The 23,917-nt window shown below is 70.2% G+C and carries 16 protein-coding genes; 7 read left to right on the top strand and 9 right to left on the bottom strand.

Annotated elements, in window-relative coordinates; translation table 11 throughout:
• The first annotated feature begins 320 nt into the window (after nucleotides 1-320).
• The gene (locus tag GUI43_RS21605; RefSeq protein ID WP_112583301.1) at nucleotides 321-1,382 is read left to right on the top strand and encodes a lytic polysaccharide monooxygenase; all 1,062 of its coding nucleotides are present in this window, start codon (nucleotides 321-323) and stop codon (nucleotides 1,380-1,382) included.
• A 93-nt stretch (nucleotides 1,383-1,475) separates the two neighbouring features.
• On the opposite strand, the gene asnB is transcribed toward GUI43_RS21605, so the two are convergent.
• Nucleotides 1,476-3,437, bottom strand: a complete 1,962-nt coding sequence (asnB, locus tag GUI43_RS21600; RefSeq protein ID WP_091405235.1) for an asparagine synthase (glutamine-hydrolyzing) — start codon at nucleotides 3,435-3,437, stop codon at nucleotides 1,476-1,478.
• 132 nt (nucleotides 3,438-3,569) lie between these two features.
• Here asnB and GUI43_RS21595 point away from each other — a divergent pair, with 132 nt between their 5' ends.
• From GUI43_RS21595 to GUI43_RS21585, 3 genes are all read left to right on the top strand, one after another.
• Nucleotides 3,570-5,051, top strand: a complete 1,482-nt coding sequence (locus tag GUI43_RS21595; RefSeq protein ID WP_112582950.1) for an aminopeptidase P family protein — start codon at nucleotides 3,570-3,572, stop codon at nucleotides 5,049-5,051.
• A gap of 698 nt (nucleotides 5,052-5,749) precedes the next feature.
• Nucleotides 5,750-7,633 carry a right-handed parallel beta-helix repeat-containing protein gene (locus GUI43_RS21590; protein ID WP_112582949.1) on the top strand — a complete coding sequence of 628 codons (1,884 nt, stop codon included), beginning with the start codon at nucleotides 5,750-5,752 and terminating at the stop codon, nucleotides 7,631-7,633.
• Nucleotides 7,634-7,924: 291 nt separating this feature from the next.
• A complete protein-coding gene (locus tag GUI43_RS21585; protein WP_112699649.1) occupies nucleotides 7,925-9,589 on the top strand; it encodes a hypothetical protein in 1,665 nt (554 codons plus the stop codon).
• An 85-nt stretch (nucleotides 9,590-9,674) separates the two neighbouring features.
• Here the strand turns inward: GUI43_RS21585 and pulA are convergent, their stop codons facing one another.
• The 5 genes from pulA to GUI43_RS21560 all read right to left on the bottom strand — a co-directional run bounded on the left by pulA (nucleotide 9,675) and on the right by GUI43_RS21560 (nucleotide 18,118).
• On the bottom strand, nucleotides 9,675-15,170 hold the full coding sequence (pulA, locus tag GUI43_RS21580) for a pullulanase-type alpha-1,6-glucosidase (RefSeq protein ID WP_112699648.1): 5,496 nt from the start codon (nucleotides 15,168-15,170) through the stop codon (nucleotides 9,675-9,677).
• Nucleotides 15,171-15,280: 110 nt separating this feature from the next.
• Complete coding sequence (locus tag GUI43_RS21575; protein WP_249037812.1) at nucleotides 15,281-15,967, bottom strand: cellulose binding domain-containing protein; 687 nt, start codon at nucleotides 15,965-15,967, stop codon at nucleotides 15,281-15,283.
• A 181-nt stretch (nucleotides 15,968-16,148) separates the two neighbouring features.
• Nucleotides 16,149-16,823: a hypothetical protein gene (locus GUI43_RS21570; RefSeq protein ID WP_146754636.1), complete on the bottom strand. Its 675-nt coding sequence runs from the start codon at nucleotides 16,821-16,823 to the stop codon at nucleotides 16,149-16,151.
• A gap of 97 nt (nucleotides 16,824-16,920) precedes the next feature.
• Nucleotides 16,921-17,310, bottom strand: coding sequence for a DUF6841 family protein (locus GUI43_RS21565; RefSeq protein WP_112583299.1), 390 nt, complete (start codon nucleotides 17,308-17,310; stop codon nucleotides 16,921-16,923).
• Between the two features lie 37 nt (nucleotides 17,311-17,347).
• Complete coding sequence (locus GUI43_RS21560) at nucleotides 17,348-18,118, bottom strand: hypothetical protein (protein ID WP_112582945.1); 771 nt, start codon at nucleotides 18,116-18,118, stop codon at nucleotides 17,348-17,350.
• Nucleotides 18,119-18,137: 19 nt separating this feature from the next.
• Between GUI43_RS21560 and GUI43_RS21555 the strand changes: the two genes are divergently transcribed.
• The 3 genes from GUI43_RS21555 to GUI43_RS21545 all read left to right on the top strand — a co-directional run bounded on the left by GUI43_RS21555 (nucleotide 18,138) and on the right by GUI43_RS21545 (nucleotide 20,370).
• Complete coding sequence (locus GUI43_RS21555) at nucleotides 18,138-18,326, top strand: hypothetical protein (RefSeq protein ID WP_112582944.1); 189 nt, start codon at nucleotides 18,138-18,140, stop codon at nucleotides 18,324-18,326.
• Nucleotides 18,327-18,391: 65 nt separating this feature from the next.
• Nucleotides 18,392-19,114: an alpha/beta hydrolase gene (locus GUI43_RS21550; protein WP_112699646.1), complete on the top strand. Its 723-nt coding sequence runs from the start codon at nucleotides 18,392-18,394 to the stop codon at nucleotides 19,112-19,114.
• Between the two features lie 140 nt (nucleotides 19,115-19,254).
• Nucleotides 19,255-20,370 carry an FUSC family protein gene (locus GUI43_RS21545; protein ID WP_112582942.1) on the top strand — a complete coding sequence of 372 codons (1,116 nt, stop codon included), beginning with the start codon at nucleotides 19,255-19,257 and terminating at the stop codon, nucleotides 20,368-20,370.
• Between the two features lie 4 nt (nucleotides 20,371-20,374).
• On the opposite strand, the gene GUI43_RS21540 is transcribed toward GUI43_RS21545, so the two are convergent.
• The 3 genes from GUI43_RS21540 to GUI43_RS21530 are packed head-to-tail and all read right to left on the bottom strand — an operon-like array spanning nucleotide 20,375 to nucleotide 23,031.
• Entirely contained in the window at nucleotides 20,375-21,319 is a 945-nt protein-coding gene (locus GUI43_RS21540; RefSeq protein ID WP_112582941.1) for a hypothetical protein, read from the bottom strand.
• Nucleotides 21,316-21,807, bottom strand: a complete 492-nt coding sequence (locus GUI43_RS21535; protein ID WP_112699645.1) for a hypothetical protein — start codon at nucleotides 21,805-21,807, stop codon at nucleotides 21,316-21,318. Before GUI43_RS21535 ends, GUI43_RS21540 begins: the two co-directional genes overlap by 4 nt.
• Before the next feature lie 3 nt (nucleotides 21,808-21,810).
• On the bottom strand, nucleotides 21,811-23,031 hold the full coding sequence (locus tag GUI43_RS21530) for a macrolide family glycosyltransferase (protein ID WP_112699644.1): 1,221 nt from the start codon (nucleotides 23,029-23,031) through the stop codon (nucleotides 21,811-21,813).
• Nucleotides 23,032-23,917 lie beyond the last annotated feature (886 nt).

The following is a 23,917-nucleotide window of genomic DNA, read 5'->3' as shown; positions in this document are numbered from 1 at the left end:
TCATGCATCGAGGAAGACCTATTGCGCTCGGCCCTGCGGCGTGGTGGGATGACGCGTACCGGGCGGTGCGAGGGCTGCGGCACCGCCGGTTGCCGGGTTGGTTAGACGCGAGGGCACCGGTCCAGGACAGGACCGTCGACGGCGCACGTCCACTGGCTGTTTTCCGCCGGGGCACGTCGCCGTGATCGTCGACCGCTCACGACAGCGGGGCGATCACGCCACATCCCACCCGATTGCGGCGGGGCGGCTCAGGCAGCGCCCCTCGCGAGTCAGGAGAACCCGTGAACCGTTCCCGTACGGCCGCCTTGCTCACCGCGGCCATGACCCTCGCGCTGGGCGCTGTCGCCCTGGCGTCCAATCCTCAGCCGGCCGCCGCGCACGGCGCGGCGATGACGCCGGGCAGCCGCACCTACCTGTGCTGGCAGGACGGCCGCAGCCAGACCGGTGAGATCAGGCCGAACAACCCCGCGTGCTCTGCCGCCGTGGCGCAGAGCGGGGCGAACTCGCTGTACAACTGGTTCAGCGTGCTGCGCTCCGACGCTGGCGGCCGGACCACCGGCTTCATCCCGGACGGGCAACTGTGCAGCGGCGGCGCAACCGGTTTCCGCGGCTACGACCTGCCCCGCACCGACTGGCCGCTGACCCACCTGACCGCCGGGGCGCGGTTGGACTTCAAGTACAGCAACTGGGCGCACCACCCGGGCACGTTCTACTTCTACGTGACGAAGAACAGCTGGAGCCCGACCCGGGCCCTGGCCTGGAGTGACCTGGAGGAGCCGTTCCTCACGGTGACCAACCCGCCGCAGCGCGGCTCGGTCGGCAGTAACGACGGGCACTACTACTTCAGCGGCAACCTGCCGTCGGGCAAGAGTGGCCGGCACATCATCTACTCCCGCTGGGTCCGCTCGGACTCGCAGGAGAACTTCTTCGGCTGCTCCGACGTGACCTTCGACGGCGGCAACGGCCAGGTCACCGGCGTGGGTCCGGGTGGCACGCCGACCGACCCGCCGCCCACCACCCCGCCGCCCACCGACCCGCCGCCCACCACCCCGCCGCCCACCACCCCGCCGCCGTCCGGCGGTGACTGCATGGCCACCTACAAGGTGTCCAGCACCTGGCAGGGCGGCTTCCAGGGCGAGGTCACGATCATGAACCACGGCAGTACGCCGTTCGCCGGTTGGACCGCGAGCTGGACCTGGCCCAACGGGCAGGCGATCAGTCAGATCTGGGGTGCCACCCAGACATCGTCCGGCTCGACGGTGACGGCGACAAACGTCGCCTACAACGGCACTGTCGCACCGGAAGGCACCACAACGTTCGGCTTCCTGGCCAGCTCCACAGGAACCAACGGACTCCCCACAGTCACCTGCGCCCGCCGCTAACCACCACCACCACCCTGAAATGATCAAGAGGTTTGCGTCACCGGAACCGCTCCGGATGACGCAAACCTCTTGATCAACAGGGTGGGGCAGGGGTCAGCGGACCATGGAGCCGACGACCGGCTTCGTGAGCAGGGCGGACTGGTTGCGCTGGATGCCCGGGTCGAGGGTCTTGGCCACGAAGATCGCGTGCCAGATGCAGAAGATCAGCACCGTCCACACCTTGCGGGAGTGGTCGGCCTCCTCCCGCTTGTGCTCGTCGAGCAGCCGCAGCGCGTACGACAGGTCGAGCAGGTCACCCGCACCCGAGGTGCTGAGCACGTGCCGGGCCCACTCGTACATCTCGCCGCGCAGCCAGACCCGGGTGGGGGTCGGGAAGCCCAGCTTCTTGCGGTTGACGATGGCCGGCGGCACGACACCCTGCAACGCCTGACGCATCGCGTACTTCGTGGCGTCGGAGCGCGGCGGCAGCTTCAGGTCGACCGGGATCTTCGCCGCGACGTCGAAGACCTCACGGTCGAGGAACGGCACCCGCACCTCCAGCGAGTGCGACATCGAGATCCGGTCGGCCTTGACCAGGATGTCGCCGCGCAGCCAGGTGTAGAGGTCGACGTACTGCATCTTGGTGACGTCGTCGAGCTCCGTGCACTCGGCGTAGATCGGGGCGGTCACGTCCGTGTAGCGCACCGAGGGGTCGTAGCGGCGCATCAGGTGCTGCTTCTCCTCCTCGGTGAACATCCGGGCGTTGCCGTAGTAACGCTCCTCGATCGGGGTGGTGCCGCGCTCCAGGAAGCTCTTGCCCTTGACCCCCTGCGGGATCGCCTTGGAAACCGCGCGCAGCCCCTTCTGCACGCCGCCGGGCAGACCGTTGACGGTGCCCAGCGACAGCGGCTCCCGGTAGATCGTGTAACCGCCGAAGAACTCGTCCGCGCCCTCACCGGAGAGCACCACGGTGACGTGCTCGGCGGCCTTCTTCGCCACGAAGTAGAGCGGCACCAGCGCCGGGTCGGCCACCGGGTCGTCCAGGTGCCAGACGATCTTCGGTAGCGCGTCGATCATGTCCTGCGGACCGATCTTGGTGGGGATCGTGGTGACGTCGAGGTGCCGGGCCGAATCCTGGGCGACGTCGATCTCCGAGTAACCCGGCACGTCGTAGCCGACGGTGAAGGTGAGGATGTTCGGGTTGAACTCCCGCGCCAGCGCCACCACAGCTGTGGAGTCGATGCCGCTGGACAGGAACGAGCCGACCGGCACGTCGGAGCGCATGTGCATGCGCACGCTCTCCCGCAGCGTCTCGCGGATCTCGTGGTAGAGCTTCTGCTCGTCGTCGACCGGCGCCGGCCGGAACACCGGCCGGTACCACCGGCGTACGTCGATCCGGCCGCCCGGGGTCCAGTTCAGGTACTCCCCCGAGCCGATCCGGCTGATGCCCTTGTGCAGGGTGCCGGGCTCGGGGACGTACTGCAGGGTCAGGTAGTGGCTCAGGTTGGCCGTGTCGACGCCCGCGTCGCCCTGGTAGTTGCTGTGCGCGAACGGCAGCAGCGCCTTCTTCTCCGAGGCCAGGTAGAGGCCGTCGGCGGTCTCCAGGTAGTGCATCGGCTTGATGCCGAAATAGTCACGGGCACCGAACGCCCGGCGCTCCTGCCGGTCCCAGATGACGAAGGCGAACATGCCCCGCAGCCGGGTGAGCACCTGCTCACCCCAGAAGTGGTAGCCCGCGACGATCACCTCGCCGTCACCGGCGGTGGCGAACTGGGCACCGAAGTTTCTGATCAACTCCTCGCGCAGCTCGATGTAGTTGTAGATCTCGCCGTTGAAGGTCAGCAGGTAACGGCCGTTCGCGTAGGGCAGTGGCTCGTGGCTCGACGCGACGTCGATGATGGCCAGCCGCTTGTGGGCGAACACGCCGTCCGCGTACCGGCCCGAGGCGTCGCCGACCACCTCGACCCCTGTCTCGTCAGGGCCGCGGTGGTGCAGGCATTCCAACGCTCCGGCGATGTGGTCGCGATGCGCGGCGGCGTTGCCGTTCGCGCTGAAGAAGGCCAGAAGTCCGCACATGGTGGCCATCTTTCCACGCGCGCTGTCGGCCCTTGCAGCCGTCCGTCGATCCACCCGACTCCCAGGGGGCGTTACCGCCAACCGGACGCGCGGTACCGTCGGGACCAGCAACGAAGCGGAGGGAGCGGCGCAATGACCGAGGGACAGACCGACGGTACGCCGACGGACGGTACGGAATCGCACGATCCGGACTTCCCGGAGGCGTTCCTGTCCTTCATGCGGCAGGGCTGGAGCGACACCGCGCTCCCCGTGACGCCCCGCCCGGAGACGCCCAACTACGCCAAGCGGCGGGCGGCCCTCTCGGCGGCCTTCCCCGGCGAGACGCTGGTGATCCCCACCGGCACCGAGAAGGTCCGGGCCAACGACACCGACTACCCGTTCCGGCCGGGCAGCGACTTCGCCTACCTGACCGGCGACCACGACGCCGACAGCGTGCTGGTGCTGCGCCCGAACGGCTCGGGGCATGACGCGACGCTGTACATGCGGCCCCGGTCCTCCCGGGAGACCGACGAGTTCTTCCGCAGCCGCAACGGCGAGCTGTGGGTGGGCCGGCGGCACACTCTCGGCGAGAAGTCGACCGAGCTGGGCCTGCCCACCGCCGACCTGACCGGCCTGGAGGCGACGCTCGCCGACCTGGCTCCGGGGCGTACCCGGGTGTTGCGCGGTTTCGACGCCCAGGTGGACGCGGCCGTCCGCCCCTACGACGGACCCCGCACCGAGGGCCAGCCGGCCCGGGACCGTGAGCTGGCCATCGCCATCTCGGAGATGAAGCTGGTCAAGGACGAGTGGGAGATCGGCCAACTCCAGGACGCGATCGACGCCACCGTACGCGGCTTCGAGGACGTCGCCCGGATCCTGCCGGCGGACCGGGCGGTCTCCGAGCGGCTGCTGGAGGGCGTCTTCGCGCTGCGGGCCCGCCACGACGGCAACGACGTCGGGTACGGCTCGATCGTCGGCGCCGGCGAGCACGCCACGATCCTGCACTGGGTGCACAACCACGGCGCCACCCGACCGGGTGACCTGCTGCTGATGGACATGGGCGTCGAGGGCCGCAACCTCTACACCGCCGACGTCACCCGGGTCCTGCCGGTGAGCGGCCGGTTCACCGCGCTACAGCGCCAGGTCTACGACATCGTGTACGCCTCGCAGCAGGCCGGCATCGAGGCCATCCGCCCCGGGGTGAAGTTCAAGGACGTCCACCTGACCTGCATGCGGGTGCTCGCCGAGGGCCTGTCCGAGCTGGGTCTGCTGCCGGTGAGCGTGGACGAGGCGATGGACGAGAAGTCGACCGTCTACCGACGGTGGACGCTGCACGGCTTCGGCCACATGCTCGGCATCGACGTGCACGACTGCTCCAACGCCCGTAAGGAGACCTACCGCGACGGCGCGCTGGGTGAGGGCTACGTGCTCACCGTCGAGCCCGGTCTGTACTTCCAGCCGGAGGACGAACTGGTCCCCGCCGAGCTGCGCGGTATGGGCATTCGGATCGAGGACGACGTGCTGGTCACCGCGACCGGCGCGGTCAACCTGTCGGCCGGGCTGCCCCGCACCTCCGACGAGGTGGAGACCTGGCTGGCCGAGCAGCGCGAAGCCGGCCCCCGCCTGCCCAGCTGAGCCGGCTGTCTGCCGGGGTTGGCGAATCAAGCCCCGCCCCTGGCCCGCCTGGCCCTTCTTGAGGGCTGGCGGGCCAGGGGCTCGCTGCGTGATCCACTCGACTTCCTTGAAGTCGCGCTGTCCCGGCCGCTCGGATACCGCGTTTTCAAGAAAACCGAGTGGATCACCCACCACGGACCGACCCCGCCACGGACCGACCTCGCCGCACCTTGACCTCGCCGCAACGTTGAAGCGTCCGGCCCAGCCCTAGTCGACCCACGCCCGACCGCGCTTTCCGCCTGACCCAACGCCCTCCGGCCCGCGCCCCGCCCGTCCCGGCCGCCGTCTGGCCCGGCCCAGGCCCGCAGCAGCCGCCTGCCCGTCAGTGGCAGCTGGCAACCAGGTGCCCGGCCACGCCCCGCCCGTCCCAGCCGCCGTCTGGCCCGCAGCAGCCCGCCCGACCCTCACTGAGGGCTGGCAACCAGGTGCCCCGGCCGTCGACATTCGGTGTTCGTGCTGCTCGGGACCTTTCCACCGGCCCGGACCGGCTGGCCGCCCTCACCTGACCTGTGCCAAATGCGTGGTTATCTCAGATAAGTCCGCATCGCGAAGATGGTTCTCATACGGTGAGGATCAGAGGCTACAACCCATTTGTAGCTGGTCGTGGCGCCTCGGGCGGTGCGATCCCGTCTGGTAGCAGGAAAGGGCGGAAGGCTCTGATGTCCAACGACGTAACGAGTACCGACGGCGGGGCCTCGACGGCTCCGCCAACACGGCGAAGGCGGGCGCTCTGGGTCGCCGGCGTGGCCGGGCTGACCGGCGTGGTCGGCCTCGCGGCCCTCGGCGGCGTCGCCGCTCGGAACGACAAGCCAAAGTCCGACCAGGTGTCCGACGCGCAGCCGTCGACCAACCGGCAGACCGTCAGCGACGACGGCGGCGCGGACAAGGGCGGCGCCAAGGACGACGGCGGTCAGGACGACGAGTGGAGCGGCGACGACTGGAGCGGCTTCGACGACCGGTCCGGCGAGGATGGCAAGGACCGGAAGGACGGCAAGGACGGCAAGCACGACGAGAAGGACCGCACCAAGCAGGTCCCGTGCGACTCCGACAAGCTGATCCAGGCGATCACGTTCGCCAACAACGAGGACGGCGGCGTGCTGGAGCTGGCCAGGGGCTGCACCTACACCCTGACCCGCAACCAGGACGGCAACGGCCTCCCGGTGATCACTGAGCACATCACCCTCAAGGGTGAGCACACCACCATCGGTCGCGAGGCCACGGCCGACTACTTCCGCATCCTCAACGTCGGCGCTGGCGGGCACCTCACTCTCAAGGGCCTGAGCATCAGGGGTGGCCAGACCCTTCAGTCCCCGATAACCGCCGACCCGGCGACGGTCTGGGCGCCGTACTCGGTCCAGGTCCGCTCGACCGTGGCCGCGCCACCGGCCGCAGCGGCGCCCGCCGCGAAGCCGGCGACCGCGACGGCGGCCGGCGCCAAGCCAGCGACCGCGACGGCGGCAGCAACCGCCGCCAAACCGGCCACGAAGGCCACCGCCAAGGCCGCGCCCGCCAAGGCCGCCGCCAAGCAGGCCGCGAAAGCAGCGCCAGCCAAGCCCGCGGCGGCAGCAACAAAGGCCGCCACGACTGCCACCAAGGCCGCCACGGCCAAGCCGGTGGCCGCGGCGGCGAAGCCGGTGGGTGCCGGTACGGCGGTGGTGCCGCTGGTCGAGCAGCCTGGGTTCACCGACGGCGCCGGGGTGCTGGTGCAGCCCGGTGGTCGCGCGGAGATCCTGGACAGCGAGTTGCTCTACAACCAGTCCGGCGGCAACGGCGGCGGGTTGGCCAACTTCGGCAGCACCAGGCTCAGCAAGACGACTGTTGCGCACAACACCGCCTTCTTCTTCGGCGGCGGCATCTTCAACGCCGGCCTGCTCCAGGTCGACGAGTCGAAGATCAAGGACAACACCGGCATCATCGGCGGCGGCGGCATCTCCAACGGCGCGGCGCGGATCTTCACCGAGGAGGTCGACGGCGGCTCGGTCTGGGTCCACAAGAGCGAGGTCACCGACAACGAGACGCTCGGCTTCGGCGGCGGTGTCCTGGATGTCGAGGGCACCACGACGTTGCACCAGACGACGGTCAGTGACAACACCGCGGTGCTCGACGGTGGTGGCGTCGCGGTGGCCGACAGCCAGCTCACCCTCAAGGACGCCACGGTGGTCAAGAACAGCGCCGCTCGCTCGGGTGGCGGCCTGGCCGTGACCAACGACAGCGTTGCGACGATCGAGAACAGCAGGATCAACGACAACACCGCGGGCTTCTCCGGCGCGGGCCTCTTCAACGAGGAGAGCGTCACCACGCTGCGCGACAGCGAGGTGTCGGGCAACCGGGCCGTCGGTCCGTTCGGCCGCGGCGGCGGCATCCTCAACACCGAGGGCGGCGAGGTCACGCTCCACCGGACGAAGGTGGCGCACAACTTCTCCACCCTTGAGCCGGGGGGCATCTTCAACAGCATCGGCGGCACCGTGACGCTGGACGACGAGTCCGCCGTCACTGCCAACCGCCCGACCAACTGCTTCAACGTTCTGGACTGCTTCGCCTGATCGGGTGGGGCCGAACCACATAGAGGGCGCGCCCCTTCGAGCCGTGACCGGCTCGGAGGGGCGTACCCATTTGGGCAGGTCAGGCGCGTGCAGGCCGGCTTGGGCGGCGGTGTGTCGGTCCGGGCCCCGCTGGGGGCAACATGAACCGAATGTGGGCTTCTCTCGGATAAGCCCGCGAGGCGAGGAACCTTCTCATACGGTGGTTTTGGGAGCTACAACCGATTTGTAGCAGGGGACGCCCGTCTGACGGCGGCGACCCTGTCTGGTACGAGGAGAGGGCAGAGAGCTCCGATGTCCAACTACCTAACGAACAACGAAGCCTCCGGGCGGGCGACGGCCAAGAGCCGCCGCAAGCTCTGGCTCGCCAGTGGCGTGGCCGGTTTGACGGGCGTGATCAGTCTCGCGGCGGTTGGCGTCGCGGGCAGCGCCGGAGCGGTCGGCTTGAACTGGAACACCGCGCAGGTCAGCAAGGACGGCGACCAGCGGGGTGACGAGGCGCGCGACTGGGACAAGGACGAGGACCGGAACAAGGACCGGGACAAGGACAAGGACAAGGACCGGGACAAGGACCACGAGCGCGGGAAGGAGGTGCCCTGCGACACCGACAAGCTGATTCAGGCGATCGTGTTCGCCAACAACAGGCACGGCGGTGTGCTGGAGCTGGCCAAGGGCTGCACCTACAACCTGTCCCGCAACGACTACGAGGGCAACGGCCTGCCGGTGATCACCGAGCGGATCACGCTCAAGGGCGAGCACACCACGATCTCTCGGGAAGCCACAGCGGACTACTTCCGCATCCTCAACGTCGGCGCCGGTGGTCACCTCACGATCAAGGGCCTGACCATCAAGGGTGGCCAGACCCTGGAGCTGTACAACAGCGTCGAGCCGGCGGCCGTCTGGGCGTCGTACTCGGACTCCGAGGCGATCGCGGCGCAGGTGAAGGCGGGCGTCCCGCTGAACCAGGCGCTCACCGCCCGTCAGGCCAACCCGAAGGCCGGCCTGACGGCGACGCCGAAGGTGACGCCCAAGGCCGCGCCGACCGCGAAGGCGGGTGTCGTCACGCCGCTCGTGGAGTACCCGGACGCCACCGACGGCGCCGGCATCCTGGTGCAGCCGGGTGGCACCGCCGAGATCCTGGAGTCCGAGGTCGTCCTGAACCAGTCGGGCGGCAACGGTGGTGGTGTGGCCAACTTCGGCACCACGAAGATCTGGCACAGCACCGTCACCCGTAACACCGCCTTCTTCTTCGGTGGCGGTGTGTTCAACGCCGGCCTGCTCAAGGTCGAGGAGTCGAAGATCAAGGACAACACCGCCATCATCGGTGGTGGCGGTATCTCCAACGGCGCTGCGCGGATCTTCGCCGACGACGTCGACGGCGGTACTGTCGAGCTCAAGAAGGCCGAGATCACCGACAACGAGACGCTCGGCTTCGGCGGTGGCTACCTCGACATCGAGGGCAACACCACGGCGTACGAGACCAAGTTCGTCTCGAACACCGCGGTTCTCGCCGGCGGCGGTCTCGCTGCCGCGGACAGCCAGCTCAACCTGCACAACGCAACGGTCGAGAGGAACAGCACCGCCGGTGTCGGTGGCGGTGTGGCCATCGCCTTCGACAGCGCGGTCACGTTCGAGAAGAGCAGCATCAAGGACAACACCGCCGGCTTCTTCGGCGGCGGGCTCTTCAACGTCCTCAGCGTCACCACGCTGCGCGACAGCGAGGTCGTCGGCAACCGGGCCATCGGCCCGATCGGGGTCGGCGGCGGCATCTTCAACATCTTCGGCGAGGTCAACCTGTCGAAGACGAAGGTCGCCCACAACTTCTCCACCTTCGAGCCGGGCGGTGTCTTCAGCTTCTTCGGAGACGTGAACGTGGACGACAAGTCCGCCATCACCGCGAACCGTCCGACCAACTGCCTGGCCATCCCGGGCGGCACGATCGACAACTGCTTCGCCTGATCGCTCACCCTCGGGTGACGACGGCATAGCGCCAGCACAACGGACCGGCCCCCTTCCGCGAGACGCGGAAGGGGGCCGGTTCACGTCACTTCTGGACGAAGACCGCCACGCTGCGCGCCGGTACGGTGAACGTGCCGGCCGCCCGGTCGAACGATGCGGTACGCAGCACCGGGTCGGCCGAGTCGACAAGCACCGGGTGCAGTGCCACGTCCGCTCCGCGCAGTTCGGTCACCGTCTCGTTGGCCGCCGACGGGGTGCTGTTGAAGACGACGGTCAGCGACTTCCACGGCCCGCCCAGCCCACTGGCGTCGAGGGTCATGGTCAGCACCCCCGGTGTCTCCTGCGCGCCGGACAGCGGGAACGCCACCCGCCGCTGCACCTGCTCGGCGGTGGCCAGCCCGAACACCGGCGACGACGCCCGGATGCGCAGCAACTCGGCGTACCGGGCGTCGGTCGTGTTGATCGCCGCGCAGTCCGGCACCAGCGCCGGGTCGGCCAGCAGCGGCTTCGCGTACGACCACTTGTCCTCGTTGTCGGGCGCGGGCGGCAGACCGGCACCGAACCCGTTGCCCCGTTCACAGTCCCAGCGGATCTGGTTGAACCAGTCACCGGAGTTGTACGAGTTGCGGTCCAATGACTTCGACCGCAGCCGTTCGGTGCCGGCGGTGACGAACCCGGTGCCCTGTCCCAGCACCACAGTGCCCAGCGCCAGCACCTGCATCCGGGAGCGGTCCGCCGCCGTGGTGGCCTGCGGCAGTTTGTACGCCAACGCGTCGTACAGGATCTCGTTGTCGTGCGCGTCGGCGTAGGTGACGGCCTCCCCCGGTGCGGCGGTGTAGCCGGCCGGGGAGCCGTTGTAGTCCACCTGAGCCCCGGTGACCTGCCGCCCGGCGGTGTCGGTGAACCGGTAGCCGCGCAGGTTGCCGGTGAGCCCCACCTTGATCAGGTCGTGGGCGTGCAGCAGCCGGGCCTTCTGCTCGGCCGGTGAGCCGTTGACCGCGTCGCCGTTCGGGTCGGTGTAGAGCCCGGAGGCGAAACCCTGCACCCTCGGGTTCTCGTCGAACGGTCCGCCGCCGCGCACCGCGTCGCGCAGCCGGTCGTTGAAGGTGCCGATGCCGGTGCCGGCCATGTTGGCCTGGGTGGCCTGGACGAAACGGGCGTCGTTGGCGACTTCGCCGAAGTTCCAGCCCTCGCCGTAGAGCATGATCGCCTTGCCGTCCACGCCGTCGCGGGCGACGGTGAGCCGGTCCAGGGCCGCCCGGACGGCCAGGATGTTCGCCTTCGGGTGGTGACCCATCAGGTCGAAGCGGAAGCCGTCCACCTTGTACTGCCGGGCCCAGGTGACCAGCGAGTCGACCACCAGCTTGCCCATCATGGCGTGCTCGGGAGCGGTGTTGGCGCAGCAGGTGGAGTTGGCCACCGTGCCGTCCTCCAGCAGCCGGTGGTAGTAGCCGGGCACGATCTGGTCGAGCACCGACTTCGCGTCGGTGCCGGCCGCCGACGTGTGGTTGTAGACCACGTCCATGACCACGCGCAGCCCGGCGTCGTTCACCCCGGCGACCATCCGCCGGAACTCGGTGGTCCGCGCCGCGCCGACCGGGTCGACGGCGTAGCCGCCCTCGGGCACTGTGTAGTGCAGCGGGTCGTACCCCCAGTTGTAGCCGTCGGTTTCGGCGACCGCCGCCACGCACTTCTGCTGCTCGGCCGAGTCCGGCGGCAGCGCCGCCAGGTCGCAGGCCGGCTTGCGCTGGTCGGCCCGCTTCTCCGGGATCGTCGCGAAGTCGAACGCCGGTAGCAGGTGCAGGTGGGTGACCCCGGCGTCGCCGAGCGCCCGCAGGTGGGTCATGCCGGCGGTTCCCGGGTCGGTGAACGCGAGGAAGGTCCCCCGCCGCTCGGCCGGCACTGTGTCGTCGGCGATGGAGAAGTCCCGCACGGACAGCTCGGTGATCTGCACCTTCGCGGCCGGCACCGGTGCCGGTTTGCGCAGCGTGCGCCAGCCGGTCGGGGCCAGCGCCCTGTCGTTCAGGTCGACGAGCTGGCTGTGCGTGGAGTCCGCGGCGAGGGCCACCGAGTACGGGTCGGTCACCGACGCGGTGACCATCCGCTGTGCCGCCGGCTGCCACGCCCGCACCTCGTAGCGGTAGAACTTGCCGGTCCAGCCGTGGTCGCCGCGCACCGACCAGACGCCGGTGCGGTCGTCGCGGCGCATCGGCACCGTCTTCGGCGCGGCGGTGGGCGAGTCGAACAGGTGCAGGCGCACGCTGTGGGCGGTCGGCGCCCACAGCGCGAGGTTCGGCGTCCGGCCGACGAAGGTGGGCCCGAGGGTGGCGTCGGCCGCCCGGGAGTACACGTCGTCGAGCACGCCGGGGATCTGCACGCCGGTCGCGGCGAGCAGCGCGCCCTCGGCGTCGCGCTCGGTGACCAGCAACTGCCCCCGCAGCGCCGCCGGGACCTTGGCCAGGTCCGCCCGGTCCAGGGCGAAGCTACGGTACGACCACAGGTGCGGGAACCTGTCGCGTTGGGCCTCGGTGAGCCCGTTGCGCTGCGCCCGCAGCGGCAACGTGGTGTACCTGCCGGTCAGCTCGCCGTCGACCACGCTGACCCCGCCGGTGGGCGCGGCGACCAGCGCGTACGTCTTGCCGTCGGTCGGCGGGGTCTGCCACGCCACCGTGGACCTGTCGATCCAGTGCGCCTTCTGCTTGCTGATGTCGGTGTCTCCGCTGGCCGTGGTGGCCGTCGACGGCAGCAGGCGGCCCGGCGTGGCGGCGAGCAACCACACCTCCCGGCCGGCGCTGGCGAAGTCGAGCCGCTGGTCGTCGGGCAGGTCCTTGGTGTCGCCCTGGTGGATGATGTAGTTCAGGCCGGTGGCACCGGCCGCCAGCGGCACCCGGAACACCGCCCCGAACGCGTCAGTCCTTGTGGGCTTCAGCGGCGCGGACCAGTCGGTCGGGTTGGCCGCGCCGTCCCACAGGTGCAGGCCCCAGCCGTCGTAGTTGCCGTCGGCCCGCCGATAGTGGAGCACGGCGGTGCCCTCCTCGACCGGCGGGTCCGGTTCACCGGCGGCCGCCTGCCGGCTCGGGTAGATCGCCGGGTCGCCCTGCTTGAGCCAGATCTCGCCGGTCTGGGTGACGTCGATGCTGCGGTCCTGGGCGACGTCCTTCGTACCAGCCTTGTCGACAACCAGGAAGTTCACCGACGTCGCGCCCGGCTTGAGTTTCACCCAGGCGAACCGGCCGTAGGAGTCCTCCCCGGCGAACGGCTGCCCCTTCGGCCACTCGGTGACGTACGCCGGGTCGATGTCTCCCCAGGCGTACAGCCCCCAGTCGTCGTACCCCCCGGCGGGACGCTGGTAGTGCACCACCGCCCACTCCCGGGAGCTGCCCTGCGCCGGGGTCCCCACCACGGCGGTGGACCGGGCGGTGGCGGTACGGCCACGGCCGTCGCGGACCACCGCCTTGTACTCGACAGGGGTGCCGCCGGCCAGGCCGGTCAGGTCGTGCTGCACCGTGTACGGGGCGTGGTCGGCGCTGCCCAGCAGCGTCCACCGGCCGCCGGCCACCCGGGCCGCGACGGTGACGGTGGCCAGCGGATCGCCGGTCACCCGGGCGGTGACCGCCGCCCGGGTGGCGACCGACGCGTCCGGAGCCGGGCTGGTGATGGTGATGGTCGGCTTGTCGGCCGCGGGCGCGATGGGGCTGCCGGCCCGGTACACCGCCGCCGACAGCGGCGGCACGGTGAGGGTCAGTTCCCCGTCACCGCTGGCGTGTTCGTCGCCCGAGCCGCCGTAGATGCCGGTGAAGGTGGCGCCGGCCGACCAGGTGTCCACCGTGACAGTCTGCGGGCTGTCGGCGTTGTTCACGGCCACCACGTACTCGGTACGGTCGGCCGGGGCGATCCGGGAGGCGGCGAAGACGCCGGGCCCGTCGGCCGCGTACCGGGTGACCTGCACACCGTCGCGCAACGCCGGGTGGGCCTGGCGCAGCCGGCCAAGGTCGGCGATGGTCCGGTACAACGGGTGGGCTGTGTCGAACTGGTCGCTGGCGTGCGTGCGGTCGGTGCCGAGCAGGTCGTCGTCGAGGTAGTCGGGAACCTTCGACGCGAACATGTCCTGGCGGGCGTCCTTGTCGCCGCCCGGGCCGGTGAAGCCCTGCTCGTCGCCGGAGTAGACCACCGGCTGGCCACGGGTCAGGAACATCAACTGGTGCGCGAGCTGGTCACGACGCAGGTGGCTGGCCGGGTCGCTGCCACCACCGGCGATGAACGATCCGATCCGGCCCATGTCGTGGTTGCCGAGGAACGTGGTCAACCGGCCGGCGTCGGTGTCCCGGGCCGCGTAGAGGTCGTCGCGGGCGTACACGTCGGCGAGCGCCTTCGCGGAGCCGGCGCCGGCGGTGAAGCCCCGCGCGGCCTCCTGGAAGGCGAAGTCGAGGGTGGCCGGCAGGCCACCCTGGCGGACGTAGCTGGAGCTGATCTCCGGGTCGGCGCTGTACACCTCGCCGAACATGAAGAAGTCCTTCTTGCCGGCCTTCTCGGCGGCCCGCTCGATGCCCTGGCTGAACTGCGGCCAGAAGTCCATGTTGACGTGCTTCACGGTGTCCAGTCGGAAGCCGTCGACGCCGGTCGCGCCGATCCAGTCCCCGTACGCCTTGGTCAGACCCCGGACCACCTCGGGGCGCTCGGTCCACAGGTCGTCGAGGCCGAAAAAGTCGCCGTACTCGCTGTTCTCGCCGGCGAAGGTGGAGTCACCCCGGTTGTGGTACATGGTGGCGTCGTTCAGCCAGGCGGGGACCTTGACGCTCGCGTCCTTCGGCTCGGCGAACGTCGGCGTGTACGGGAAGGATTCCTTGTCGACCGGCGGGAACGCCCGGGAGCCGTCGGCGTAGTTGCGGTCCTCGAACGCCCGGCCCTGCGCGTCGGTGTACGGCGAGGTCGCCTTGTCCACGTACGCGTACTTGTCCTCGGCGTACTTGATCACGTCGGCGGTGTGGTTGACGATCACGTCAAGGTAGATCTTGAGGCCGCGCTGGTGAGCGAGCTTGACCAGCCGCTTCATCTCTTCCATGGTGCCGAAGTGCGGGTCCACCTGGGTGAAGTCGGTGATCCAGTAACCGTGGTAGCCGGCCGAGATGTCGTTGCCGGCACCCTGCACCGGCCGGTTCTTGAAGATCGGGGCAAGCCAGATGGCGGTGGTGCCCATCCCCTCGATGTAGTCCAACTTGTCGATGACGCCCTTGAGGTCGCCGCCGTGGTAGAAGCCCTTGTCGGTCGGGTCGAGGCCGGTCCGCAGCCGATCGCCGGTGAGGCCGCCGCGGTCGTTGCGGGGGTCTCCGTTGGCGAACCGGTCCGGTAGGACGAAGTAGAACTGCTCGGCTCGGGCGGAGTTGCCGCCGGCCTTCAGCAGCGCCTCGGCGGAGGGTTCGTCACGCCACTGGGTCGCGCCGCCGATCGCGAGTGCGGCGCCGTCGGACGGCCGGGGGGCCGCGGCGGCGGGGTGCACGGCGACCGGAGCGCCGACGAGCGTGACGGTGAGCAGGGAGGCAAGGGCCAGCAGGGCAGTGCGCGGTATCGGCGGGGGTTTCATCGACGCCTTCCTCTGGTCGCTGATTGGCCGCACGCTAACCCTTGCCGAAACATTCTGCAATACCTTGCAAACATGGTCGCAACAAAGCAGCATCCTTGCGGAAGCGCCGCTCAGAGCCCGTCGCAGCGAACCCCGTCCACAGTGCACTCCCTCGGCGTGCTGGACGCCCGCTCCATGTGGAACCGCAACGACACCGAACCGCCGGGCGACACCTCGACCCCGCTGACGTACGTGAAGCCGTCATCTGACTGGCGGACCGTCCCCTGCGGGACGCCCTCCACCCAGGCGGTCACCAGCCGTCCACCGGAGAACTCCAACCGCACCGTCCAACCGCGGCTCCGGGCGGACGTGTTGACCATCGCCACCTCGCCGATGAAACCCCCGTCGAAGCTCTGCACCACCCGGTACCGCCCGGTCACCGCCGGCTGTACCGGCGCGGCCCGGCTCGGCGACCGCGTCGCCGTCGGCCTGATCGGACCGACCGTCGGGTCGGCCGATGGTGAACCGGACCCGACGGCGCTCGGCGGCAGCCCGCTCGCACGGCCGGATATCCCCGGCAGCACCGGCGCCGGAGACGGCACCGAGGTGGGCACGCTCGGCGCCACCACTGCGGACGGCACCGGCAGCGCCGGCGGTTGCGCGCCGTCCGGCGCGGGGCTACGTCCCCGGTACGCGCCCAGGGCCACGATGAGCAGGACCACCATCACGACGACACCGGCGCCGACCACGATCCAGGGCGACGTGGCGATCGCCACCGGACCGTGTGGCGGGCGCGGAACACGGCGCATGCCGGACATGTACCTCCTTCAGCGGACCGTCCGCGCAGCGTAGCGATCGGCGGCCCGGCCCGGAAAGCCTTGGCGGTGCAGCGGTGCAGCGGTGCAGCGGTGCAGCGGTGCGCCGGCGCGGCGGTCTTGCGGTGCGGCGTCTTGCGGTGCGGCGTCTTGCGGTGCGACGGTCTTGCGGTGCAGCGCTGGCTCAGCCGATCCGGCAGTCGACCTCGTTGATCGTGCACTTGACCGGTCGCTGCGCCGAGTCACCCCAGCCGACGCGCAGCCGCAGCGTCCGAGAGTCACCCGCATCCAGCGAACTGGTCCCGCGCAACACGAACTCCCCGTGCCCACGCCCTCGCACCGAGACGCCCGAGTCCTCACTCACCCGCAGAGTCCAGGTGTCGTCGTCGAACACCAACTCCACCTGCCAGTCCACCGACCGACTCGACTCGTTGGCGATCGCGAGCACCGCCGCGTCCCCGTCCCAGCCGTTCGTACCGACCTCGTACCGGGCGCTGACCGTGTCGTCCGCCGACGGTGCCATCAGGACGCTCGTCCGCCCCGGAGTCGGCGAGCCGGTGACGGTGGCCCGCGGTGACGGCGTCCGACTACTACGTGACGGTCGCGGCGACACCGAGCGCCGCTCCACGGCGGCCGGAGTCGGCCCACCGGTGGCCGACGCGGCGGCCGGCACGGTCGGCAGGAACGCCGGAGGCGCAGCCTGCGGCGGCGCGTCCCGCTCCCTGGTCCGGAACGACAACAGCGCGATCACCAGGAGCACCACCAGCGCGCACACACCGAGCAGCACCACGATCCATGGCACCGACGCCAATACCCGCGCCGCCCGCGAATCTGCCGCACCGTCCGGCCGCACTGCCATCAGGTCTCCCCTCGTCCCCACCGACGCGACAGCGTAGCCAGCGCCGCACGGACCGGAAACCGGCCGGGTACGGATCGGGCCGACCGGCCCCCGTCGGTCAGCCCGTCCGGACGACAGTGCAGATCAGTGGTCCGTCATCCGACATACGCAGCAGGTACCGGTACCGCTCCCCCGGCACCGCCTGCCCCCGACTGTCCAGGAACTCCCACTCCACCGCCACCATCGTCAACAGCGCGGACACCGGCTGCACGTCCTCGATCCGGGCGTGGGCCGCGACCAACTCCCGGTCCTGGTAGTCGGGTGCGGCGCCCACGAAGGACAGCGCCACCGCCGCAGCGGACGTAAACGAGAAGCTGTAGGTGTCGGCCACCACCAGCCCCGGCAGGGCGTAACAGCCGGCGATGGCCGGCAGGTCGCCGGAGGTCAACGCCACGCCGTACCGGTCGAAGAAGTCGGCCAACGTGTCAAGATCCGTGGAGGCGTTCACGGTCACAGCAATTGCCGGTCACCGCCCAGGTCAAACCTCAGCGCGGCGGTACCTGAACCTCGATCTCGGAACCCAACCGGGCGTCAGCGGCCAGACCCAGGTCGTCCCCACTCCAGAACCGCCCCGGGTCATACCAGTTCGGACGCCGGCCCGCCGGCAGCAACCCCATTGCCTCATAGGTCACCGCCACCACCTCGGCGCAGTACGCCGTCTCCAGCGCCCGGTCCCGCTCCCCTGCCGACCGGGCCGGACTGGAGGGGTTGGCGCGGTCGGCCGGGTTGGGGCGGTCGGTCGAGGTTGGTCGAGGTGCCGGCTGGCCGAGGCGTGACAGCGCCGACAGCCGACCGAGGTGCGGCAGCGCGGGAAGCCGGCCAGGGCTCGGCAGCGCCGGCACCCGACCCCGCACCCAGCGCCACGCCAACTGGGCGGTTGACGGGAACGGCGTGCCGTCCAACCGCGCGATGGTCCGCAGCACCGCCCGCTCCATCTCCGCGTCGGCCGGCGGGTCGAGCTGCCGCAGCCAGGCCCGTTGGCCGTACCGGTTGGCCCAGACGCAGACCGCGTCCCGCAGGTCGTGCAGCTGGACGCCGCGTTGGTGGCTGCCCGACCACAGGTCCGGCAATGACCTGCCCAACTCCGCGTGCCACATCAGCGGCGGCATGTCGTCCAGCACCACCGCCATCCCGACGTGGTTCACCGGGCTGTTGGTGGTGAACTGGATCGCCCGGTCCGGCACGCTGCGACCCCGGAACACCCACACGTCACCGGTGCGGGTCAACTCGACGGCCTCATCCAGGCTGATGCTCATGAGGGTCTAGCCTAGGCCGATGCGGCAACGAATGCGGTGGTGGAAGGTTCTCGGGCTGGCCGGGCTCGCCGGCGTCGCGGCCTCCGGTGTGGTCATCGCGCGGGCCGAACGGCGTCGGCGCGCGTACACCCCCGAGGAGATCCGGCAGCGGCTGCTGGAACGGCACGCCCAGGCCGGCGACGCCGCGAAACCCGGCGACCCGGCCTGACTCACCGTCCTCTGTAGATCATTGTTGGGGCAGCCAGGCCGGTTGATGATCGATACGATGCGGCCATGACGACGCCCGTCGCACAGCGGCCCTTCGTCCTGTCCATTCCGACCGCGCCGGTCGAACGACACGGCAACGTCGACCTGCACCTGCCCACCGACGCCGGCCCCGCGCCCGCCGTCGTGGTGGTGCACGGCGCTCCGCTGCCACCCGACGCGCCCGACCCCCGCGACTGGTTGCTCTACCGCGGCTACGGAGCGCTGCTCGCCGCGAGCGGCGTGGTCACCGCGCTGGTCAGCTACCAGGTGTCCGACCTGTCGGCGCTGCCCGCCGCCGCCGACGACATCGCCGCCATGGTTGAGCAGGTCCGCGCCGATCCGCGGGTCGACCCCGAGCGGGTGGTGCTGTGGTTCTTCTCCGGTGGCGGCCTCTTCGCGGCCGACTGGCTGCGCGTCCCGCCGCCATGGCTACGCGGGATCGCACTGACGTACCCGCTGCTCATCCCGTTCCCCGGCTGGGAGGTCGACGCCCGGTTCCTGCCGGTCGAGGCACTCAGCTCCGGCACCGGCGTGCCACTGGTGCTGACCCGCGCCGGCCAGGACATCCCGCCGGTCCTGGCCGGCATCGACGCGTTCCTCCCCGCAGCGACCGCCCAGAGCTGGCCGATGCAGGTGATCGAGGTGCCGGACGGCCAGCACTCCTTCGAAATCCTCAACCACGGCCCGCAATCCGAGGCAGCCGTCCTGGCCGCCCGCGACGCCGTCCTGGAACTACTCGGCGCCGGCTGACCCACCCCTCGGGCCGAATACCCCTCGTGTGCGGATGCGGAGGCTTCCGTCGCTGCTGCATCAGATTGGGGATCTCTCGCACCCGACGTTCGCCGCCGTACGACGATCGTGGGAGAGCCGATCGGTGGTGGGGGTGAGATGTGCGCGGCAGACGTCGGGGTGCCCGACCGGCGGAGAGTGCGCTGCGCGAAGGCCGGGAAGCCTATGAACGGCTTCGCACCTACCTCATCCTCGCGGTGCAGGCGGGGCTGGCCGCCGGCTTGGCCTGGTTTGTTGCCAGCGACGTGCTGCACAATCCGCAGCCGCTGTTCGCACCCGCCGCCGCGGTCGGCACCATCGCGGCGGCCGTCGGCAATCGGGCTCGTCGCACTCTGGAACTTCTCGCCGGGGTGTTCCTGGGGGTGCTGGTCGGAAACGGGATCGTACGGTTCATCGGGGCGGGACCAATACAGACCGGTGTGGTCGTGGCACTGGCCATTTCGGCGGCAGCCGTCTTTCGCGGCAACGGCGCCGTCATGGTGCAGGCGGGAAGCACCGCGGTCCTGCTCGGCACAGTGTCTCCGGACCGACCGGACCTGGCCGTGCCCCGGACGGCGAATGCGCTGGTCGGTGTGGTGGTGGCCATCGTGGTGGCCTTGCTGATCCTGCCGCTCAATCCGGTGCGGATCGTGCACCGCGCCGCTGGCCCGACAGTCGATGCCATCGCCCGGGAAATGACAGCCATCGCCAACGCTCTGGCTCAGCGCGACGCGCGGCAGGCCGAGGATGCATTACAGCGACTGCGTGCGGCAGAGGCGCAACGACGGAACACCGGCGATGTGGTCGCCGCAGCATGCGAAGTCGCGATTCTCTCACCGTGGCGGAGGAGACGGCTGGGCATCCTGCGTCGGTACGCGCGGGCGGCCGAACACCTGGAACTCGCCTACACCAGCAGCCGCGAGATGGTGCAGTGGGCGGTGTCGGCACTACACGCCCGGGAGACGCTGCCGGCCGGTCTCTCCACGGCGATCGAGCACTTCGGCCAGGCGTTCAGGCTTCTACATCGTGACTTCCTGGCCGGACGAGAGCCGGACCGCGCGCGGGAGCGAGCGCTTCAGGTGATCAGTGACATCGACGAGGCGTGTGCCGAGGGTGTCGGGTCCTCCGGGGCTGTCGTCGTCGCGCAACTGCGGGTTGTCGTCAGTCAACTGCTCCAGATCTCCGGGCTCCCCCAGACGGAGGCGAATCAGCAGGCCGGTTTGAATGCCGACGTGTGAGCGTTCAGGGCAGCGGGCCGTCGGTCTCCGCCGTCAGGCTGAGCCGATCCCGGATCAGCGCGAGCACGGTGTCGGTGGTCCGGTCGAGGTGGCTGCGCCCGTCGGGTAGGCGAGCCTCCGGGGCGATGTAGCTGCGGGGACCAATGTGCGTGGCGGGGTCGAGCCGATGCACGGTGATCTTGCCTTCGCGGTCGGCCCGGTTCCATCCGCTCCAGCGGAACAGCCGCCACCGCTGCGGAAAGATCCAGGTGCCGACTCGCTCGATCCAGTCGCCGGCGCTGGTCAGCCGGTAGAGGTGCTGGGCGTGGGTGATGTCGTTGGCACCGTTGTGGAACCCACCGAGAGTGATCAGCCAGAGCGGGGTGCGTAATTGGGACCACAGTTCGTTCACCGCGCCGCTGGCGACCTGGGCGCCACCGCTGTAGCTGAGCAAAACCACGGGTATGCCGCTGTCCGGCTGGTAACCGGCGACCTGGAGCTCGGTGGCGATCTGTGCACCGACGGCACGGTTGTACAGGGGGCGGTAGCGGCGGTCGGCGGCGACGAAGATCTGCATCACGTTGTGCAGGAACAGCAGCAGCCCGATGTGGCGGCGCACCCAGGTCCAGACCGGCCGGTCGGCGAGCGGCACGGCCAGCGGGGAGTAGGGCTGCACCTGGCCCAGCACCCTGAGCTCCGGCGCGCGGTTGATCAGGCTCTTGACCAGTCGGCCACCATCGCGGGTGTCGTGGAAACGGCGTTTCCCGATGCCGTCCAGATAGACCAGGTAGGCATCCGGAGGGCGGTCCGGATCGGCCCCGCGGGCGTAGGACATGCCCTCGGGGCGGGCGATGGTGGGTGTGCGCCATCCTGCGGCGTAGACCAGCACCTCGTAGCGGGCGAGCAGGGCCTCGGCGATCAGCACCAGTCCCAGCCCGCCGAGCAGCAGCAGGAGCGCCAGTCCGATCACGCGACAGGCTCCGGTGCTCGTCTGGTGTTGAGCTTCACGACGAGGCGGCGGACGGCCTCGACGGAGACGCCGAGCCCGATTCCCGCGATTGTTACGCAGCCGGCGGCCTCCCACCAGCCAACCCCGGCCACCGTGGCGAGTGCACCGGCGAGGCCGGCCCCCACCCCGACCATGAGCAACAGGTGCAGCAGTGGCCCGAGAAGCGGGAACGCGAGGACGCCGGCAAGCACCAGCGGCGCAGCCAGGCCGGGTGTCCAGACCAGCGCGGCCTCGTCGGACGCCGAGGTCGGCAGCACCAGACCGGCAACGGCCCACGCGGACAGCGGCCAGAGCGCGAACACCGCGCCGTCGACGATCGCGCCCGCCAGCAACAGGCTGACCACCCGCACGTGCGACACGCCGGACAGGCGTGCCACCACCGGCAGGAGACGCCCGGCGGCCTCGGACAGCCCGGCGACCAGCAGCAGGATGGCGACGACGGGAGACATCGGTCAGCCCTGTGGTGGCAGATCGACGGCACCCGGCCGAGTGACCGAGCCGGTCTGCTGCACGAAGTGCTCGAGTACGTCGGCGGCACGCACGTAGCCGCCCGCCTGACGCTGGGCGGCCTGCAGGGTGCTCGCGGCGGCGCGGAATCGAGGCTCGTCGAGCAGGCACTGAGCGAGGGCCCGCACGACCTCCACCGTGACGTCCTCGGTACGGATCGACAGGCCGGCGTCGAGCTCGACGATGCGGGAAGCCACCAGCAGTTGGTCGGCGCCCTGCGGGACCACCAGCATCGGGGTGCCGGCGTACAGGGCTTCGTTGACGCTGTTCACCCCGCCGTGGGTGATGAACAGCGCCGCGCGGGCCAGCACCTCCAGCTGCGGTACGGAACGGTAGGCGAGCACGTTGTCCGGTAGCGGGCCAAGCGCGGCGGGATCGGTGTGTCCGGTGGACATGATCACGGTGCCACCCAGCGGGGCGAGCGCATCGGCGAAGGTGCGTAGCAGCTGCGGGGCGTCGAACACCGTGCCCATCGAGGCGTACACCACCGGGTCCCGCAGTCGATCGGCCGGGAACGACGAGTCTGCGGGGCGGGCACCGATGCTGGGCCCGACGAACTGGTAGGACTGGTCGAAACTGTCCGCCTCGGGGTGGAACGCCCGCGAGGTGTAGACCAGGTTGAGCGGCTGACGGATGTTGGCCAGGTCGATCAGGGGCAGCCGGCGGGTGTCGTACCGGCGGCGCAGCTCCCAGCGGGACCTCAGATAGCCCACGGTCGGACGGGGAAGGGCCGCCGCGGCGCCGAGCAACTCCCAGGAGCCGCGGGTCGGGCTGGGCACGTGCCGGTTGAAGGCGAACGTGGTGAACGACGATGCCGGCGGCACGCCGAGTTCGCGGGCGGCCACCGGCCCCCACGGGCAGAGGGAGTCGTGCACGATCAGATCGGGTCGGGTGCCCCGCAGATCGGTGAGGACGGCGGGCAGCACGCGTACGGCGGTACGCGCAAGCTGCTCCATCACCGTGACGGGCGTCGGCGGGCCGGAGAGCGGTAGGTCGTCCCCGGGGTAGAGGAACACCCCTGCCCCGGTGGCCGCGATCTGCTCGGCGTAGGCCGGCGTCGTGTGGTAGGTGACGGAGTGACCACGACGAACAAGCTCGGCCACGACGGGCAGTGTCGGGTTGATGTGCCCGTGCATGGCGATGTTCAGGAATGCCACTGCGCTCATCGGCCGACCCCGGGCGGGGAAGGAGCCAGAGCCCGGCACATTGCAGCGTCCATGATCCACCCTTCTCGGTCAGAGCCTAGATGTTGCCTGGTGGCAGCGCGCCGCAGACCAGGTACTCGATTCATAAGCGACGGTTCACGTCGTTTCGGTGCCTGGTGAGCCTTGGCATGCCGTTAGCGTTGAATGTCCGGCCAGTCGGACCGGCCGCCTTCGCCCAGCGGAGTAGTGGGCGGCGGTGAGGGCGAGGTGGACCGCATCAGTCGGGCTGGACGTACCGAAGTGATCCACTCGGCTTTCATGATGTCGGGGCATCCCCGCCGCCCGGACACCGCGACTTTCAGGAACCCGAGTGGATCACGCCGCCGTGACCTCCGTGTCGGGGTCACTGGCCCGGCAAGGTGGGTGATTTGCCGGGTTTGTTGTTGAGTGTCGGGTGGTTGGGGCCACCCCGGCGGCGGAATCGGCGGCCAGGCCGGGTCGTTATACCTGGCAGACCACCGCAACAGTCCGGGTCATGGCGGGCCGGCTCCGCCGGGAACACCCGCCGGGCCGCCCCGGTTACACCCCCCGAACGGCCGAGCACCACAACAGGCCGACCCGTGCGGGTAGGCGGAATGATCCGCCACCGGCACCCGTTGCACCCTGTCCCGACGCCGACCCCCTCGTTGCGGGTCACCGGGCAGCACCCCTTCGAACTTCCCCCGCACGCACTGATCCCCCCGTTGAGTGCCGTGCGGGCACCGACGCCAGAGGAGCACGCCATCATGCGTACCGATCTGATCCGTAAGACCGCCCTGACCGCCGCCGGCCTCGCCTTCACCGGCGGCGCCATCGCCGGCCCCGTCACCACCGCCTTCGCCGCACCCACCACCAGCAAGCCCACCAC

Source organism: Micromonospora noduli (assembly GCF_003264365.1).
GTDB classification, from domain to species: Bacteria; Actinomycetota; Actinomycetes; order Mycobacteriales; family Micromonosporaceae; genus Micromonospora; species Micromonospora noduli.
The sequence above is the reverse complement of the archived record's forward strand: the minus strand, read 5'-3'. Positions and strand labels throughout refer to the sequence as shown.